Source organism: Bradyrhizobium sp. F1.13.3 (assembly GCF_040548265.1).
Lineage (GTDB): Bacteria > Pseudomonadota > Alphaproteobacteria > Rhizobiales > Xanthobacteraceae > Bradyrhizobium.
In genome coordinates this window covers 98,055-114,076 of record NZ_JBEPRI010000011.1, presented here as the reverse complement: position 1 = coordinate 114,076, position 16,022 = coordinate 98,055, and the positions used below count along the sequence as shown (strand labels likewise).

Annotated in this window: 14 protein-coding genes; 11 read left to right on the top strand and 3 right to left on the bottom strand. The window is 64.3% G+C overall.

Annotated elements, in window-relative coordinates:
• Window positions 1–73: 73 nt before the first annotated feature.
• From ABIB66_RS27130 to cysD, 3 genes are all read right to left on the bottom strand, one after another.
• Window positions 74–2,239 carry a malate synthase G gene (locus ABIB66_RS27130; RefSeq protein WP_354256196.1) on the bottom strand — a complete coding sequence of 722 codons (2,166 nt, stop codon included), beginning with the start codon at window positions 2,237–2,239 and terminating at the stop codon, window positions 74–76.
• Between the two features lie 289 nt (window positions 2,240–2,528).
• On the bottom strand, window positions 2,529–4,445 hold the full coding sequence (cysC, locus tag ABIB66_RS27125; RefSeq protein ID WP_354209471.1) for an adenylyl-sulfate kinase: 1,917 nt from the start codon (window positions 4,443–4,445) through the stop codon (window positions 2,529–2,531).
• 19 nt (window positions 4,446–4,464) lie between these two features.
• The gene (cysD, locus tag ABIB66_RS27120) at window positions 4,465–5,259 is read right to left on the bottom strand and encodes a sulfate adenylyltransferase subunit CysD (protein ID WP_027515469.1); all 795 of its coding nucleotides are present in this window, start codon (window positions 5,257–5,259) and stop codon (window positions 4,465–4,467) included.
• A 245-nt stretch (window positions 5,260–5,504) separates the two neighbouring features.
• Between cysD and cysG the strand changes: the two genes are divergently transcribed.
• The 11 genes from cysG to ABIB66_RS27065 all read left to right on the top strand — a co-directional run bounded on the left by cysG (window position 5,505) and on the right by ABIB66_RS27065 (window position 16,021).
• Entirely contained in the window at window positions 5,505–6,929 is a 1,425-nt protein-coding gene (gene cysG, locus ABIB66_RS27115; protein WP_354209470.1) for a siroheme synthase CysG, read from the top strand.
• Window positions 6,926–7,243 (top strand): DUF2849 domain-containing protein, encoded by a 318-nt coding sequence (locus ABIB66_RS27110; protein ID WP_354209469.1) that lies wholly within the window; start codon window positions 6,926–6,928, stop codon window positions 7,241–7,243. The genes cysG and ABIB66_RS27110 overlap by 4 nt, the downstream gene beginning before the upstream one ends.
• A gap of 11 nt (window positions 7,244–7,254) precedes the next feature.
• Window positions 7,255–8,910: a nitrite/sulfite reductase gene (locus ABIB66_RS27105; protein WP_354209468.1), complete on the top strand. Its 1,656-nt coding sequence runs from the start codon at window positions 7,255–7,257 to the stop codon at window positions 8,908–8,910.
• Window positions 8,897–9,412: a DUF934 domain-containing protein gene (locus ABIB66_RS27100; RefSeq protein ID WP_354209466.1), complete on the top strand. Its 516-nt coding sequence runs from the start codon at window positions 8,897–8,899 to the stop codon at window positions 9,410–9,412. The genes ABIB66_RS27105 and ABIB66_RS27100 overlap by 14 nt, the downstream gene beginning before the upstream one ends.
• Window positions 9,409–10,137, top strand: a complete 729-nt coding sequence (locus ABIB66_RS27095) for a phosphoadenylyl-sulfate reductase (RefSeq protein ID WP_354209464.1) — start codon at window positions 9,409–9,411, stop codon at window positions 10,135–10,137. Before ABIB66_RS27100 ends, ABIB66_RS27095 begins: the two co-directional genes overlap by 4 nt.
• A gap of 108 nt (window positions 10,138–10,245) precedes the next feature.
• Window positions 10,246–11,259: a sulfate ABC transporter substrate-binding protein gene (locus ABIB66_RS27090; protein WP_473301936.1), complete on the top strand. Its 1,014-nt coding sequence runs from the start codon at window positions 10,246–10,248 to the stop codon at window positions 11,257–11,259.
• A gap of 66 nt (window positions 11,260–11,325) precedes the next feature.
• Window positions 11,326–12,132, top strand: a complete 807-nt coding sequence (gene cysT, locus ABIB66_RS27085; protein WP_210351243.1) for a sulfate ABC transporter permease subunit CysT — start codon at window positions 11,326–11,328, stop codon at window positions 12,130–12,132.
• A 9-nt stretch (window positions 12,133–12,141) separates the two neighbouring features.
• Window positions 12,142–13,053 carry a sulfate ABC transporter permease subunit CysW gene (gene cysW / locus ABIB66_RS27080; protein WP_354063034.1) on the top strand — a complete coding sequence of 304 codons (912 nt, stop codon included), beginning with the start codon at window positions 12,142–12,144 and terminating at the stop codon, window positions 13,051–13,053.
• Window positions 13,043–14,077, top strand: coding sequence for a sulfate/molybdate ABC transporter ATP-binding protein (locus ABIB66_RS27075; protein WP_354209456.1), 1,035 nt, complete (start codon window positions 13,043–13,045; stop codon window positions 14,075–14,077). The genes cysW and ABIB66_RS27075 overlap by 11 nt, the downstream gene beginning before the upstream one ends.
• A gap of 186 nt (window positions 14,078–14,263) precedes the next feature.
• Window positions 14,264–14,767, top strand: coding sequence for a CAP domain-containing protein (locus ABIB66_RS27070; protein ID WP_275172255.1), 504 nt, complete (start codon window positions 14,264–14,266; stop codon window positions 14,765–14,767).
• Window positions 14,768–14,845: 78 nt separating this feature from the next.
• Entirely contained in the window at window positions 14,846–16,021 is a 1,176-nt protein-coding gene (locus ABIB66_RS27065) for a DUF3734 domain-containing protein (RefSeq protein WP_354209454.1), read from the top strand.
• Window position 16,022 lies beyond the last annotated feature (1 nt).

Below are 16,022 nucleotides of genomic sequence, written 5' to 3'. Positions count from 1 at the left end.
AAGCCCCGGCGCGAGCCGGGGCTTTTGGTGTTCTAGTCGGATCAGCAGGCCGCCTTGTCAGCCAAGGGCCTTTTCAGCCAGCCGCCTTGGCCTCGCGGCGGCGAGCGGTGAGGATGTATTCGGTGTAGCCGTTGGGCTGCTCGCGTCCTTTAAAGATGAGGTCGCTAGCCGCCTTGAAGGCTGTGCCGTCGAAGGCGGGCGCCATCGGCTTGTAGATGGGATCGCCCGCATTCTGCTTGTCGACGACGACCGCCATGCGCTTGAGCGATTCCATTACCTGGGCTTCGGTGATGACGCCCTGGTGCAGCCAGTTGGCGAGGTGCTGGCTGGAAATGCGCAGGGTGGCACGGTCTTCCATCAGGCCGACGTCGTGAATGTCAGGCACCTTGGAGCAGCCGACGCCCTGGTCGATCCAGCGCACGACATAGCCCAGGATGCCCTGGCAGTTGTTGTCGATCTCCTGCTTGACGTCATCGGGCGCCCAGTTCGACTTCGACACCGGGATGGTCAGGATGTCCTCGAGCTTTGCGCGCGGCCCGGCCTTTGCGAGCTCCTGCTGGCGCGCGGTGACGTTGACCTGGTGGTAGTGCAGCGCGTGCAGCGTCGCGGCGGTCGGCGAGGGCACCCAGGCGGTGGTGGCACCGGCCTGCGGATGGGCGAGCTTCTGGGCAAGCATGTCCGCCATCTTGTCCGGCGCCGCCCACATGCCCTTGCCGATCTGGGCATGGCCGGGCAGGCCACAGATCAGGCCCATATCGACGTTCCAGTCCTCATAGGACTTGATCCAGGCCTGCGCCTTCATCTCGTTCTTGCGGATCATCGGCCCCGCCTCCATCGAGGTGTGGATCTCGTCGCCGGTGCGGTCGAGGAAGCCGGTGTTGATGAACATGATGCGCTTGGAGGCGCGCTGGATGCAGGCCTTGAGGTTGACGGTGGTGCGCCGCTCCTCGTCCATGATGCCGACCTTGAGCGTGTTCTCTGGCAGCGACAGCATCTTCTCGACGCGGTCGAAGATTTCGCAGGTCAGCGACACCTCGTCGGGTCCGTGCATCTTCGGCTTGACGATATAGGCAGAGCCGGTGCGGCTGTTCTTGACCTTGGAGTTGCCCTTCAAATCATGCACGGCAAGAAGCCCGGAGACGGCGGCGTCGAGCAGGCCTTCCGGAATCTCCTCGCCCTTGTCGTCCAGCACCGCGTCGGTGAACATGTGGTGACCGCAATTGCGCATCAGGAGCAGGCTGCGGCCGTGCAGCTTGACCTCGCCCTTGCCGTCAGGCGTCTTGTAGCTGCGGTCGGCATTGAGCGAGCGCGTCAGCGTCTTGCCGCCCTTCTCGAAATCGGCCGACAGCGTGCCGTTCATCAGGCCGAGCGTGTTGCGATAGACCAGCACCTTGTCCTCGGCATCGACCGCCGCGACCGAGTCTTCCATGTCGAGAATGGTTGAGACCGCGGACTCCATGACCATGTCCGCGACGCCGGCCGGATCGTCCTTGCCGATCGCGCTGCTGCGGTCGATCTTCACCTCGACATGCAGGCCGTTGTTGGCGAGCAGCACCGCGCTCGGTGCGGCTGCGTCGCCCTGGAAGCCCGCGAATTGCGCGGCGTTCTTCAGCGCGGTGGCGTTGCCGCTCTTCAGCTTCACCGCGAGCTGGCCTGCGACCACGCTATAGGCGGTGACGTCGGTGTGACTGCCGGTCGCCAGCGGCACGGCGGCATCGAGGAAGGCTTTCGCTTTTGCGATCACCTTGTCGCCGCGCGCCTTGTTGTAGCCTTTGCCGCTCTCGGATGGATCGTGCGGAATCGCGTCGGTGCCGTAGAAGGCGTCATAGAGCGAGCCCCAGCGCGCATTCGCTGCGTTGAGTGCGTAGCGCGCATTGGTCAGGGGCACGACCAGCTGCGGGCCGCAGATCTTGCCGATCTCCTCGTCCACATTGGCGGTCTCGACCTTCTGCGTCGCCGGCTCCGGGACGAGATAGCCGATCTCCTTCAGGAACGCGGTATAGGCGTTGAGGTCGAACGCCTTGCCCTTGTTGGCGCGGTGCCAGTCGTCGATCTTGGCCTGCAGCGTGTCGCGCTCCGCCAGCAGCGCGCGGTTCTTCGGCCCCAGCTCCTTGATGATGGCGGCAAGCCCGGCCCAGAACGCATCCGGCGCGATTCCCGTCTTCGGGGCCGCTTCCTTGGCGATGAAATCGAACAGGATGGGAGCGATCTTCAATCCGTGGGCGTCGACGCGTTTCATGATGGGCTTTCTTGTTGGAAATGGCTGTTTTTGGCTGCTTTTGACCCGACCGCAGCAAAATGCGCTCCAAGGAGCGGCTTTCGGGGTCTTATTAGCCCCAAAATCGGGGCCGTGAGAAGGCCCCCAAAAGTTGTCAAAATGTCAAGGCGGGTGGGCGTACGCACGGTGTCATTCCCCGCGAAGGCGGGGAATCTAGTACGCCGCGGCCTCTCGGCTGAATCACGGCTGTCGGTGGAATACTGGGTCGCCCGGTCAAGCCGGGCGACGACAGCGGGGCAGCAGCCCGCCTTCAAATATTCGCGGCGAGGTCCACGACTTCGTCGAACAGCACGCCGGTCGTCTTGAGCATTTGTTCGATCTCGTCCGCGGCCTCGGCGACCGTGCGCGTCGAGGTGTCTATCACGAGCTCGGCGGCCTCAGGCCGCTCGTAGTCGTTGCCGATACCGGTGAACGACGCGAGCGCGCCGGCGCGGGCCTTCTTGTAGTGGCCCTTGGGGTCTCGCTCCTCGCAGATCCCGGCCGGCGTCGCGACGTGAATCTCGCGGAACGAAGTGTCGGCGATGCAGCGCGCGGTGGCGCGATCCTCGCGGGCGGGCGAGACCGCCGCGACGATGGCGATGTGGCCGTTGCGCGCGAGATGTGTCGCGACTTCGGCGAGACGGCGGATGTTCTCGCTGCGATCGGCGGCGGAGAAGCCGAGGTCGCTGTTGAGGCCGGCGCGCAGCGTATCGCCGTCGAGCAGGATCGGCGAGCCGCCATTGCTGAACAGCCGCCGCTCCAGTGCTTTTGCGAGAGTCGACTTGCCGGAGGCGGGGAGGCCGGTGAGCCAGACCACGGCGCCGTTGTGACGATAGCGCGCGGAGCGTTCGTCGGGCCGCAGCGCGGATTCCACCGGCACGATGTCGACGGGCAGGGCGCGCTGGCCGGCATCGACCGACAGCACGAGACCGCCGCCCGCGATGCGCCCGGACACCTCGATCACGAGCCGGCCGGTGCGCGGATTTTCCGTGTAGGGATCGGTGGCAATCGGATTCGAAAGGGAAATGTCGATCTCGCCGACATGGTTGCGGCCGATTGCCTTGTTCTCGACGCTCGACAACTCGCCGGGATCGACCGCCTTCTCGATCGCGACAACGGTGGCACGGCTTTCCTTTGGCCCGCAGCGAACCAGGAGCTGGTCGCCCTTGGCCAGCGGCTTGTCGTGCAGCCAGAAGATCCTCGCGCGCAGCCGTCGCGTCTCGCGCGGCGCGCTGTTCGTATGCGCTATGATATCGCCGCGTTCGAGGAACAGCTCGCGGTCGAGCGTGATGCCGACCGAGCGGCCTGCACCCTGTCGGCCCGCGACCGGCGTCACCGGCCAGCTCTCGACCGTCTTGATCCTGGCGATCTTGCCGGCCGGCATGATCACGATTTCGTCCCCGGCGATGAGGCTGCCGGATTCGATCCGGCCCGCAACGATACGGCGATCGTCGAATTTGTAGATCGCCTGCACCGGCAGCCGCAGCGCCAGCGCCTCCAGCGGGCGCGCCGGTTCGAGCCGGTCGAGTGCCTCCACGACGGTCGGGCCCTTGTACCAGCCGATCCGATCGGTGCGCTCGGCGACGCCGTCGCCGTCTCGGGCGGAAATCGGGATCACGGCCGTGGGCTTCACACCGAGGCCTTGCAGATGTGCCGAGATCTCGTCGCTTATCTCCTTGAAGCGCTCGGCGGCGAAGTCGACGCGGTCCATCTTGTTGACGACGACCGCAACCTGCTTCACGCCGAGCAGATGCAGGAGATAGCCGTGCCGCCTTGTCTGGTCGCGCACGCCTTCGAGCGCATCGATGATCAGCACCGCGCCGTCGGCCTGCGAGGCGCCGGTGATCATGTTGCGCAGGAATTCGGCGTGGCCGGGCGCGTCGATCAGCACGATGTCGCGCGAATTGGTGCGGAAGCGGATCTGCGTGGTGTCGATGGTGATGCCCTGGTCGCGCTCGGTCTGGAGCGCGTCGAGCAGGAACGACCATTCGAACGGCATGCCGCGCCGCGCGCTGACGGCTTTGAGCATCTCGAGCTTGCCGTCGGGCAGGCTGCCGGTCTCGTGCAGCAGGCGGCCGACCAAGGTCGACTTGCCATGGTCGACATGGCCGACGATGACGATGCGGACCTGCGGTCGCGTCGTGCCGTTCGGGGTGGCGGGCGAAGCGGGGGTGACGATCATGTTCATATCGCGCTCGCGTCCTTGATCAGAGATAGCCGGCGACACGCAGGCGCTCGAAAGCGTCCTCGGTCTCGTGGTCGAGCGCACGGCCGGAACGTTCCGGCACCTTGGTCTGCTCGAGTTCGATCAGGATCTCGTCGATGTTCGACGCGTTTGAGGCGACCGGATTGGTGATGTCCTGATCACCCAGCGAGCGATAGCGCTTGCCGTTTTGCGACAGATACAGCGGGATGATCGGGATGTTCTCGCGCTTCGTGTAGGCCCAGATATCGGACTCGGTCCAATGCAGGATCGGATGGATGCGCAAATGGGCGCCCTGCGGCGGCGACGCATTGAAATGATCCCAGAACTCCGGCGGCTGGTCGCGCACGTCCCAATTGCCTTCCAAGCCGCGTGGCGAGAACACGCGCTCCTTGGCACGCGTCGCCTCCTCGTCGCGGCGGATGCCGGCAATCAGGCCGTCGAAACCGTATTTGGCGAGCGCCATCTTGAGGCCCTCGGTCTTGCGCGCGGCGGAACGTGCGGCGGGCGGCAGCGTTGGGTCGACGGCATCAATCGGCGGGCAAGGCTCGACACGTAGATCGAGATCCCATTCCTTGCCGTAGTGATCGCGGAAGCGATACATTTCCGGAAACTTCTTGCCGGTGTCGACATGGAGGGCCGGGAACGGCAGGCGGCCGAAGAAGGCCTTGCGCGCCAGCCAGATCATGACGTTGGAGTCCTTGCCGAGCGACCACAGCAGGGCGATCTTCTTGAGGCGGCCAAAGGCTTCGCGGAAGATGTAGATGCTCTGGGCCTCGAGCTGGTCGAGATGGTCCATGCTCGGGGCAAGGTCAGCAGAAAATTCTTGCGTGCGCGCGCGCTCGGCGGCGGCCGGGCTGCCCAAGCCGACAGCAGTGGAATTGTCCTTGAGAAGATGCATCTCTGCCACTTTGCGTTTGAAGGCGAAAATTCTATAGTTGCGGCGCAAGAGAGAAGAAAAAATTTTCTCTTTGCGCGCTCGAAACGACACATATATAGAAAATAATTCCAGTCAACCCCGGATCTGGGGGGAGCGAGTATCGTATGCGGTTCTTGCCGGTGTTCCTCGATCTCAAGGCCGGTCCGGTGGTTCTCATCGGCGCGGGTGAGCTTCTGCGCGCCAAGCTGCGCGTGCTCGCAGCCGCCGGTGCGCGCATTCGCGTGCATGCGATCGACGGCAATCAGGACCTGGGTCTGGGCTCCGAGGACGCCGCGCGTATCGACGTCGCGGCCACCGATCCACTGACCGCCGATCTCTCGGGAATCATCGCCGTCGTTTGCGCCGGCGCAGGCGATGTCGGCGTGGCGATGTCGGTCCGCGCCAAGGCGCTCGGCCTGCCCGTCAACGTCATGGACGATCTCGAGCATTCGAGCTTCATCTTCCCGGCGATCGTCGATCGCGGCGATGTCGTGGTCGCCGTCGGCACCGGCGGCACGTCGCCGGTGGTGGCGCGGCGCGTGCGCGAAAAGATCGAGGCACTGCTGCCGGCGCGGATCGGCGAGTTGGCCGAGTTCATCGGCGGCTTCCGCAAATCCATCAACGAACGTATTGCCGAGTTTCCGCTGCGCCGCCGTTTCTGGGAGCGCGTCATCGACGGCCCGATCGGCGCATCCCTGCTTGCGGGCCGCAAGGGTGAGGCCGAAGCCGCCCTCAAGGCGATTTCCGATCCATCCGCGTTCGCGCGAGCCGACAAGCCGGAGGGCTCGGTCGCGCTGGTCGGCGCCGGTCCCGGCGATCCGGATTTGCTGACCATCAAGGCGCTGCGCGCGCTCCAGGATGCCGACATCGTCTTCCATGACGAGCTGGTCTCGCCTGAAATTCTCGACCGCATCCGCCGTGACACCAGCCGCGTGCCGGTCGGTCGCCGCGTCGGCAAGCCCGGCATCGGTCAGGACGCCATCAACAAGCGCATGATCGAGGCTGCGCAATCCGGCCAGCGCGTAGTGCGGCTGAAGGGCGGCGATCCTTTCGTGTTCGGCCGCGGCGGCGAAGAAGTCGAAGCGTTGCGTGCGGCCGGCGTTGCCTATTCGATCATTCCCGGCATCACTGCAGGCCTCGGCGGCGCCGCCGATTTCGAGGTGCCGCTTACCTATCGTCACGAAGCAACCCGCATCACCTTCCTCACCGCGCACAAGGCGCGCGACGCGGAAGTCGTGGACTGGTCGGCGCTGACCGACGCCAGGATGACCGTCGTGGTCTACATGGGCATGACGGCTGCGCCGGCCGTACGCGCCGGCCTCTTGGCCGCCGGCCGTTCGCCGGAGACGCCGGTCGGCGTGTTCGCCCGCGTCACGCGTCCCGATGCGCAAGGTGCGATCGGTACGCTGCGCGACCTGCCCGAACTGGTGCGACGGACAAATGGCGGCCCCGCCATTCTCATCATCGGCGATGTGGTCCGGCATGCCGGCTCGCTTCGCCGCCAAACCCCAAAGCAAATCATCTCTGACCTATTGGATGCAGCCGAATGACCTCCCCGCTTGAACAGAAGAAGATCAAAATCGCCGGTCCCTCGGTCGTGACCGCCAACCGCACCTGGGACGGCATCGTGGTTTACCGCACCGCCGCCAAGAGCTGGTCCGCGGAGCTGTCGGAAGCCGCGATCGTGCGCAACTCCGACGAGGCGAAAGCGTTGCTTGCGGAGTCCGTTGCCGATGACGTCGGCGCGATCGGTCCCTATATCGCGCCGGTACAGGTCGGTGCGGACGGCAGGATCGAACCCGGCAATCTGCGCGAACAGATCCGCCGCACCGGTGTGACCATCGGACAGCCGGTCCAGGTTTAAGGCATTCTCGCATGTACGCTTACGATGAAATCGACCGCACGCTCGTCAACGAGCGCGTCTCGGAATTCCGCGACCAGGTGAAGCGCCGCCTGTCCGGCGAGCTCACCGAGGACGAGTTCAAGATCCTGCGGCTGCAGAACGGCGTCTATCTGCAACTGCACGCCTACATGTTCCGGGTCGCGATCCCCTACGGGACGCTGGCGTCGAACCAGCTGCGCGCGCTCGCCCACGTCGCGCGCAAATACGACCGTGGCTACGGCCATTTCACGACGCGGCAGAACATCCAGTTCAACTGGATCAAGCTTGCCGAATTGCCGGACGCGCTGGCCGATCTTGCCGAAGTCGGCATCCATGCGATGCAGACCTCCGGCAACAACATGCGCAACGTCACTTCGGACCAGTGGGCCGGCGTGGCGCCCGGCGAGATCGAGGATCCCCGCATCTGGTCGGAGCTGATCCGCCAGCACACCACGCTGCATCCGGAATTCTCGTTCCTGCCGCGCAAGTTCAAGATCGCGATCACCGCGTCGGACCACGACCGCGCCGCGATCAAGATCCACGACATCGGGCTGAAGCTGATCAAGAACGAGAAGGGCGAGACCGGCTTCGAGGTGCTGGTCGGCGGCGGGCTCGGGCGCACGCCGTTCATCGGCAAGACCATCAAGCACTTCGTGCATGGCCGCGACATTCTCAGCTACATCGAGGCGATCCTACGGGTGTACAACCAGTACGGCCGCCGCGACAACATCTACAAGGCGCGCATCAAGATCCTGGTGCACGAGCTCGGCATCGAGAAGTTCTCGCGCGAAGTCGAGGAGGAGTGGCAGCACATCCGCAACTCCTCGCTCCAGATCGATGACGAGGTTGTCGAGGACATCCGTTCGCGCTTCAGCTATCCCGCCTACGAGAAGCTTCCGCACATGCCGGACGAACTGCGGCAGGCCGCGGCCGATCCCGATTTCGAGGCATGGCGCAAGAACTCGGTCGCCCCGCACAAGGTCCAGGGCTATTCCATCGTCACGATCTCGCTGAAGCCGATCGGCGCGCCTCCGGGCGATGCTACCGCCGAGCAGATGCATGCGCTCGCCGATCTCGCCGACAGATATTCGTTCGGTGAGATCCGCGTCGGACACGAGCAGAACCTCGCTTTGCCGCATGTCGCCAAGCGCGACCTGCCCGCGCTGTGGAAAGCGCTCGACAAGCTCGGGCTGGCAACGCCGAACGTCAATCTGATCACCGACATCATCGCCTGCCCGGGTCTCGACTATTGCTCGCTGGCCAATGCGCGCTCGATCCCGATCGCGCAGGAATTGACGCGGCGCTTCGCCAATCACGAGCTCGCCAATCTGATCGGCCGGTTGCACATCAACATCTCCGGCTGCATCAACGCCTGCGGCCATCATCATGTCGGCCACATCGGCATTCTCGGCGTCGAGAAGAACGGCGAGGAGGTCTACCAGATCACCATCGGCGGTCGCGCCGACGAGAGTGCCGCACTCGGCAATCTGATCGGCCCCGGCGTCAAGTTCGACGAGGTCGCCGACGTCGTCGAGGACATCGTGGAAGCCTATCTGGCGCTACGCGAGCGGCCTGAAGAGCTGTTCATGGACACCGTAAAGCGCCTCGGCGTCGAACCTTTCAAGGAGCGCGTTTATGCCACTCGTTAACGGCGGAAAGATCGCCGACGACGGCTTCGTCAAGCTCGCGGTCGACACGCCGCTGCCCGAGGGCGGCGACATCCTGGTGCCGGCGGAGCGCTTCGTCGGCGACGCCGACGCGTTGCTCAGGCGGACCGGCAAGGTCGGTGTGATCTGGCCGAACAATCGCGACATCGCCGAGCTGGTGCCGTACCTCGGCAAGATCGCGGTCGTCGCGCTGGTGTTCCCGACCTTCCGCGACGGACGTGCCTACAGCCAGGCGCGGCTGCTGCGCGAACGCTACAATTACCGCGGCGAATTGCGTGCGACGGGCCAGATCCTGCGGGACCAGTTCGTGTTCATGCTGCGCGCGGGCTTCGATTCCTTCGACGTCAAGAAGCAGGCTGACGCCGAAGCCTTCATGCAGACCGCGAAGCGCTACTCGGTATTCTACCAGCCCACCGGTGACGGCCGCATCACGGCGCTGCACCGGCGCATGCAACTGCGTCATTCCGAGGGTGTCGGCACGTGAACGTAGTCGCGCCTCAGGCTTCGACGTCCGTCACTGCGCTGCCTTCGGCGGAGGAGCTCGATCGCGCCTTGCGCGATGCCTCGCCCGCCGAAATCATCGCCGCTGCGCTGAAGACGGTCGGGCGCGACAAGCTCGCGCTGGTGTCGTCCTTCGGCACGGAATCGGCGACGCTGCTGAAGGTCATGGCCGATGTCGATCCGGCCATCCCGGTAATCTTCCTCGACACCGGCTGGCTGTTCGAGGAGACGCTGGCCTATCGCGACACGCTGATCGCGACGCTGGGCCTGAAGGACGTCCGCTCGATCAAGCCCGCCGAGGAGACGCTGTCGCGCGAAGATCCCGAACGCGACCTCTGGTTCTCCGATCCCGACGCCTGCTGCCGTATCCGAAAGGTCGAGCCGTTGGCGCGGGCGCTGAAACCGTTCGACGCTTGGCTCAACGGCCGCAAGCGCTTCCAGGGCAACTCGCGCGCCGACATCCCGGTGGTCGAGGACGATGGTGCGCGGTTGAAGTTCAATCCCTTTGCCAATGTTTCGCGCGAGGAACTCGAGGCGATCTTCGCCCGCGCCAAATTGCCGCGTCATCCTCTGATTGCGTCGGGATTCCTGTCGGTCGGGTGTATGCCTTGCACGAGCAGAACGGCCGAAGGTGAGGATGAGCGTGCCGGTCGCTGGCGCGGCCGGGCCAAGACGGAATGCGGCATCCACACGATGAAGACTTCGTAGCAAAGTTACGCTGCCCGGCTACGAACAAGAAAATCCGGTTCCGTTGACTTAAGCGCGTTTCGCCCCGAGTTATGCCTGCCATCGATGACGCCGCCGTCATTGATGTGAATGGAGATGGACATGATGCGTCGTATCGTTCCGCTCGCGGCAGGACTGCTCGTGACAGGCTTGTTGGCAAGCTCGGCTCTCGCCGCTGACATCAATCTGCTGAACGTATCGTACGATCCGACGCGCGAGCTCTATGTCGAGTTCAACAAGGCGTTCGCGAATTCCTACCAGAAGGAAACCGGCAAGAGCGTCGAGATCAAGCAGTCGCATGGCGGCAGCGGTTCGCAGGCGCGCGCCGTGATCGACGGATTGCAGGCCGATGTGGTGACGCTCGCGCTCGCCTACGACATCGACGCCATCGCGGGCAAAGGCCTCACGACGGCTGACTGGCAGAAGCGGTTGCCGCAAAATTCGTCGCCCTATACCTCGACCATCGTGTTTCTGGTCCGCAAGGGCAATCCGAAGGGCATCAAGGACTGGGGCGATCTGCTCAAGTCGGGCGTCGCCGTGATCACGCCGAACCCGAAGACGTCAGGCGGCGCGCGCTGGAATTATCTGGCGGCCTGGGGCTTTGCGCAGAAGAAGTACGGTTCGGCCGATAAGGCCAAGGACTTCATCGGCAAATTGTATCAGCAGGTGCCGGTGCTCGACACCGGTGCGCGCGGCGCGACCGTGACCTTCGTCGAGCGCGGCGTTGGCGACGTGCTGCTCGCCTGGGAGAACGAGGCGTACCTCGCGCTCAAGGAATTCGGTCCGGAAAAATTCGAGATCGTGGCGCCGCCGCTCTCGATCCTGGCCGAGCCGCCGGTGACGATCGTCGACAAGGTTGCCGATAAAAAAGGCACGCGCAACGCCGCCGACGCCTACCTGCAATATTGGTATACCAAGGAAGGTCAGGAAATCGCGGCGCGCAACTTCTATCGTCCGCGCGATCCCGAGATCGCTAAAAAACACGAAAGCTCCTTCGCGAAGGTCGAGCTGTTCACGATCGACGAACTTTTCGGCGGCTGGACCAAGGCGCAGAGGGAACATTTTGCCGACGGCGGCGTCTTCGATCAGATCTACAAGAACTGATCGGGCGCTGTCGACGGGGCTTAAACAGGGGGCCTGGTGAGCGCAATCGTAGCACGACGCCGGACATTGCCAGGCTTCGGTCTCACGATGGGACTGACGCTGTCCTGGCTGTCGATCATCATCCTGATTCCGCTCGCCGGCCTCTTCCTGAAATCCCTCGAGTTGAGCCCCGAGCAGTTCTGGAACATCCTCTCCAGCCGCCGCACCCTGAATGCCTTGCGCGTGTCCTTCGGGCTCGCCTTCGCGGCGGCCTGCGTCAATCTCGTGATGGGCAGCATCATCGTCTGGGCGCTGGTGCGCTACCGCTTTCCGGGAAGGCGGCTGTTCGATGCCATCGTCGACGTGCCCTTTGCGCTGCCGACGGCGGTCGCCGGCGTCGCGCTGACCGCGTTGTTCGCCGAGAAGGGCTGGCTCGGCGCGCCGCTCGCGGCGGCCGGTATCAAGGTGGCGTTCACGCCGGTCGGCATCTTCGTCGCCATGATCTTTATCGGTATCCCGTTCGTGGTGCGCACGGTGCAGCCGGTGCTCCAGGATCTGGATCCTGAGATCGAGGAAGCCGCGGGCAGCCTTGGCGCGAGCCGCTGGCAGACCATCATTCGCGTGATCCTGCCCTCACTCGGTCCGGCGCTGCTCACCGGGCTCGCGCTCGCCTTCGCACGCGCGGTCGGCGAATACGGCTCGGTGATCTTCATCGCCGGCAATCTGCCCAACGTCTCCGAGATCGCGCCGCTGCTGATCGTGATCCGCCTGTCCGAATTCCGCTATGCCGATGCGACCGCCATCGCGGTGGTCATGCTGGTCGTATCCTTCGTCATCATCTTCGCCGTCAACCGGCTCCAGCGCTGGGCGCAGAGCCGGATTCCGGTACGCTGAGGGCGGATCATGACGATGCAGATCGCAGATTCCGTCCAACTCTCGGCCCCCGACGCCAAGGCACGCGCTCATGCGGCGGCCGCGCGGGACAACCTGCGCACCGAACCGAGGGCGGTTCGCATCGTCATCATCGCGCTCGCGATGACCTTTCTCTCTGTCTTCGTCGTGCTGCCGCTGGTCGTGGTGTTCGCGCAGGCGTTCTCGAAGGGAGTCCTCGCTTATTTCGCCGCGCTGGCCGACCCGGAGGCGCTGTCCGCGATCAAGTTGACGCTGTTGGTTGCGGCAATTTCCGTCGGCCTCAATCTCGTCTTCGGCTTGGTCGCGGCCTGGGCGATTGCAAAATTCGAATTCTCGGGCAAGACCTTCCTGATCACGCTGATCGATTTGCCGTTCTCGGTCAGCCCCGTCATCTCGGGCCTCGTCTTCGTGCTGCTGTTCGGCGCTCAGGGCTATTTCGGCAGCTGGCTGCGCGATCATGACATCCAGATCCTGTTCGCGGTGCCCGGCATCGCGCTTGCGACCACCTTCGTGACCTTCCCCTTTGTGGCGCGTGCGTTGATCCCGCTGATGCAGGAGCAGGGCACGCAGGAGGAGGAGGCCGCGATTTCGCTCGGCGCCTCGGGCCTGCAAACCTTCTTCCGCGTCACGCTGCCCAACATCAAATGGGGCGTGCTCTACGGCGTCCTGCTCTGCAATGCGCGCGCGATGGGCGAGTTCGGCGCGGTCTCCGTCGTCTCCGGCCATATTCGCGGCGAGACCAACACGATGCCGCTCCTGGTCGAGATTCTCTACAACGAATACCAGTTCGTCGCGGCGTTCGCGATCGCCTCGCTGCTCGCGATGCTGGCGCTGATCACGCTGATCGCCAAGACCGTTCTCGAAAGTCACCTCGACGAAGGACATGACGCAAGTGAGCATTGAAGTCAGGAATCTCGTCAAGAAGTTCGGCAGCTTCGCGGCCCTCGACGGCGTCGACCTCAAGGTCAACGACGGCGAGCTGCTCGCGCTGCTCGGTCCATCAGGTTCCGGCAAGACCACGCTGCTGCGGATCATCGCCGGGCTCGACTGGCCCGATTCCGGTGAGGTGTCTTTCAACGGCGAGGACGCGCTGGCGCAGGGCGCGCGCGAGCGGCACGTCGGATTCGTATTTCAGCACTACGCGCTGTTCCGCCACATGACGGTGTTCGAGAACGTCGCCTTTGGGCTGCGCGTGCAACCGCGCGCGATCCGCAAGGACGAAGCGACCATCCGTGTGCGCGTCAAGGAACTGCTCGATCTCGTGCAGCTCGATTGGCTCGCCGACCGTTATCCGAGCCAGCTCTCCGGCGGTCAGCGCCAGCGCATCGCGCTGGCCCGCGCGCTCGCGATCGAGCCACGTATCCTGCTGCTCGACGAACCCTTCGGCGCGCTCGATGCCAAGGTGCGCAAGGAGCTGCGCAAATGGCTGCGTTCGCTGCACCACGAAATCAACGTCACCTCGATCTTCGTCACCCATGACCAGGAAGAGGCGCTCGAAGTCGCCAACCGCGTCGTGGTGATGGACAAGGGCAAGATCGAGCAGATCGGCTCGCCCGATGACGTCTATGAGAGCCCCGCGACCGCCTTCGTCCACGGCTTCATCGGCGAGTCCATCGAGCTTCCGGTCCTGATCGCCGACGGCGTCGTCACGCTCGGCGACCGGCCGCTTCGGCTCGCGGCCGACGGGCTTGCGCCTGGCGCGTCAAGACTGTTCGTGCGGCGACACGACATGCTGGTCGGCCCGCCCGGCAGCGGCGCCTTCGAGGGGGCCGTGCAGCATGTCCGGAATTTCGGTCCCGTGCAGCGGGCCGAGGTGGCACTGTCAGGCGGGCAAACGATCGAGATCGATGCGCCTCGTGGTCGGGAACTGCGCGCCGGCGACACGATTGGCCTCGAGCCCCGCCGCTACCGGATATTTGCGGGCTAGATCTCCGTCATTCCGGGATGGTCCGTAGGACCAGCCCCGGAATCTCGAGATTCTCAGGTGCGCAATTGCGCACCATAGTTCGATGCTTCGCATCGCCCCGGAACGACTTCGACGATTTTCTTCAATATTCACCTTTCAGCCACGGTTGGTATGCAACAACGGCCCCTGATTTGGGGGCTCCTGTTCATGCGCGCCGCGGCCGCAATACTCATCACTTTGCTGCTCGCAGGCTGCGCCGGCAACGAAGCGCCGGTCCAGCAGCCGTCCATGTATGCCGATATGTCCGTCCCGGGCGCCAAACTCGATGCGCAGGCGGCGGCGATCATGATCTCGCAATACCGCCAGAACAACGGGCTCGGCATCGTCGTGATCGACCCCGAACTGATGCGGCTTGCCGAATCCCAGTCCCAGGCCATGGCGGCGGCCAACAAGATGGATCATGACGTCCGCGCGCCGCTGGCCAAGCGCCTCAGCGCCGGCGGCTATCCGGCGACCGTTGCGGTCGAGAATGTCTCGGCCGGCTATCATACGCTGGCGGAAGCGTTTTCCGGCTGGCGCGACTCGCCCCCGCACCGCGCCAACATGCTCAAGAGCGGTGTCACAAAATTGGGCATCGCGGCGGGCTATGCTCCCGGCACCAAATACAAGGTGTTCTGGACCATGATCCTGGCCTCGACGGACTCTCGATAAGCCAGACTTGATCCTGGGATGCATTGACGCCGCGGCAGACTGTCGCCACGGTCGCTCGCCATCTGCTATTGTTTCCGCATGACTGATCATAGCCCAGACGTCGCAACAATCCCCGCGAACGCGCAACGTGTCCTGGTCCTCCAGGGCGGCGGCGCGCTCGGCTCTTATCAGGCCGGCGCCTATCAGTCGCTCTGCCATGCCGGCTTCGAGCCGGAATGGGTCGCCGGCATCTCGATCGGCGCGGTCAACGCCGCGATCATCGCCGGCAACGAAGGGCAGACGCGCGTCAAGCGGCTCAAGGAATTCTGGGAGATGGTCTCCGCGCCGGTGCCGTGGAAGCCGATCGGCAAGAGCGACCATAGCCGCGAGCTGTTCAACTCGACCAGCGCCGCATTGATCGCGACCTTCGGCGTGCCCGGCTTCTTCACGCCGCGCATCCCGCCCGCGCCGCTCTGGCCGCCCGGCAGCCCGCAGGCCGAGAGCTATTACGACACCGCGCCGCTGAAGAAGACGCTGGAGCGTCTGGTCGATTTCGACCGCATCAACGATCTGAAGACGCGGCTGTCGGTCGGCGCGGTCGGCGTCACCTCCGGCAACTTCAAATATTTCGACAATTTCGAGTTCAGGAAGCTTGGCAAGAAAATCGGCCCCGAGCACATCATGGCCTCCGGCGCGCTGCCGCCCGGCTTTCCGTCCGTCGTGATCGATGGCGAGCATTATTGGGACGGCGGCATCGCCTCCAACACGCCGCTCGACTATGTGCTGGACGCCGAGACGGACCGCGATCTCCTGATCTTCCAGATCGACCTGTTCAGCGCCCGCGGCGACCTGCCGACCTCGCTGCTCGAGGCGACCGAGCGCGAGAAGGACATCCGCTTCTCCAGCCGCACGCGGATGAACACCGACAAGAACAAACAGGTGCACAACGCCCGCAGGGCCGTGCGCGACCTGATTTCCAAATTGCCCGATTATCTCAAGAACGACCCTTCCGTGGAATTCTTGGCCAAGGTATCGCGCGAAAGCACCGTTACCGTGGTGCACCTGATCTACCGCAGCAAGAATTACGAATCCTCGTCCAAGGATTACGATTTCTCGCATGTCGCCATGGTCGAGCATTGGGAAGCCGGCGTGCGTGACGTGCATCTGTCGATGCGCCACAAGGACTGGCTCGAGCGGCCGCAATCCGGCGAGACCATGGTGACCTACGATCTCACGGGGGACGTCACTGCGCCCCCGGCAAAAAGGAGCGAGTAAT

Bases quoted from the DNA above. Each gene is read 5' to 3' on its own strand.
- ABIB66_RS27110 (WP_354209469.1), top strand. From the start codon at position 6,926: ATGACCTCCCCGCTTGAACAGAAGAAGATCAAAATCGCCGGTCCCTCG.
- ABIB66_RS27105 (WP_354209468.1), top strand. From the start codon at position 7,255: ATGTACGCTTACGATGAAATCGACCGCACGCTCGTCAACGAGCGCGTC.
- cysD (WP_027515469.1), bottom strand. From the start codon at position 5,259: ATGGACCATCTCGACCAGCTCGAGGCCCAGAGCATCTACATCTTCCGC.
- cysC (WP_354209471.1), bottom strand. From the start codon at position 4,445: ATGAACATGATCGTCACCCCCGCTTCGCCCGCCACCCCGAACGGCACG.
- cysW (WP_354063034.1), top strand. From the start codon at position 12,142: ATGACGATGCAGATCGCAGATTCCGTCCAACTCTCGGCCCCCGACGCC.
- ABIB66_RS27100 (WP_354209466.1), top strand. From the start codon at position 8,897: ATGCCACTCGTTAACGGCGGAAAGATCGCCGACGACGGCTTCGTCAAG.
- ABIB66_RS27065 (WP_354209454.1), top strand. From the start codon at position 14,846: ATGACTGATCATAGCCCAGACGTCGCAACAATCCCCGCGAACGCGCAA.
- ABIB66_RS27070 (WP_275172255.1), top strand. From the start codon at position 14,264: ATGCGCGCCGCGGCCGCAATACTCATCACTTTGCTGCTCGCAGGCTGC.
- ABIB66_RS27090 (WP_473301936.1), top strand. From the start codon at position 10,246: ATGGAGATGGACATGATGCGTCGTATCGTTCCGCTCGCGGCAGGACTG.
- cysG (WP_354209470.1), top strand. From the start codon at position 5,505: ATGCGGTTCTTGCCGGTGTTCCTCGATCTCAAGGCCGGTCCGGTGGTT.
- ABIB66_RS27130 (WP_354256196.1), bottom strand. From the start codon at position 2,239: ATGAAACGCGTCGACGCCCACGGATTGAAGATCGCTCCCATCCTGTTC.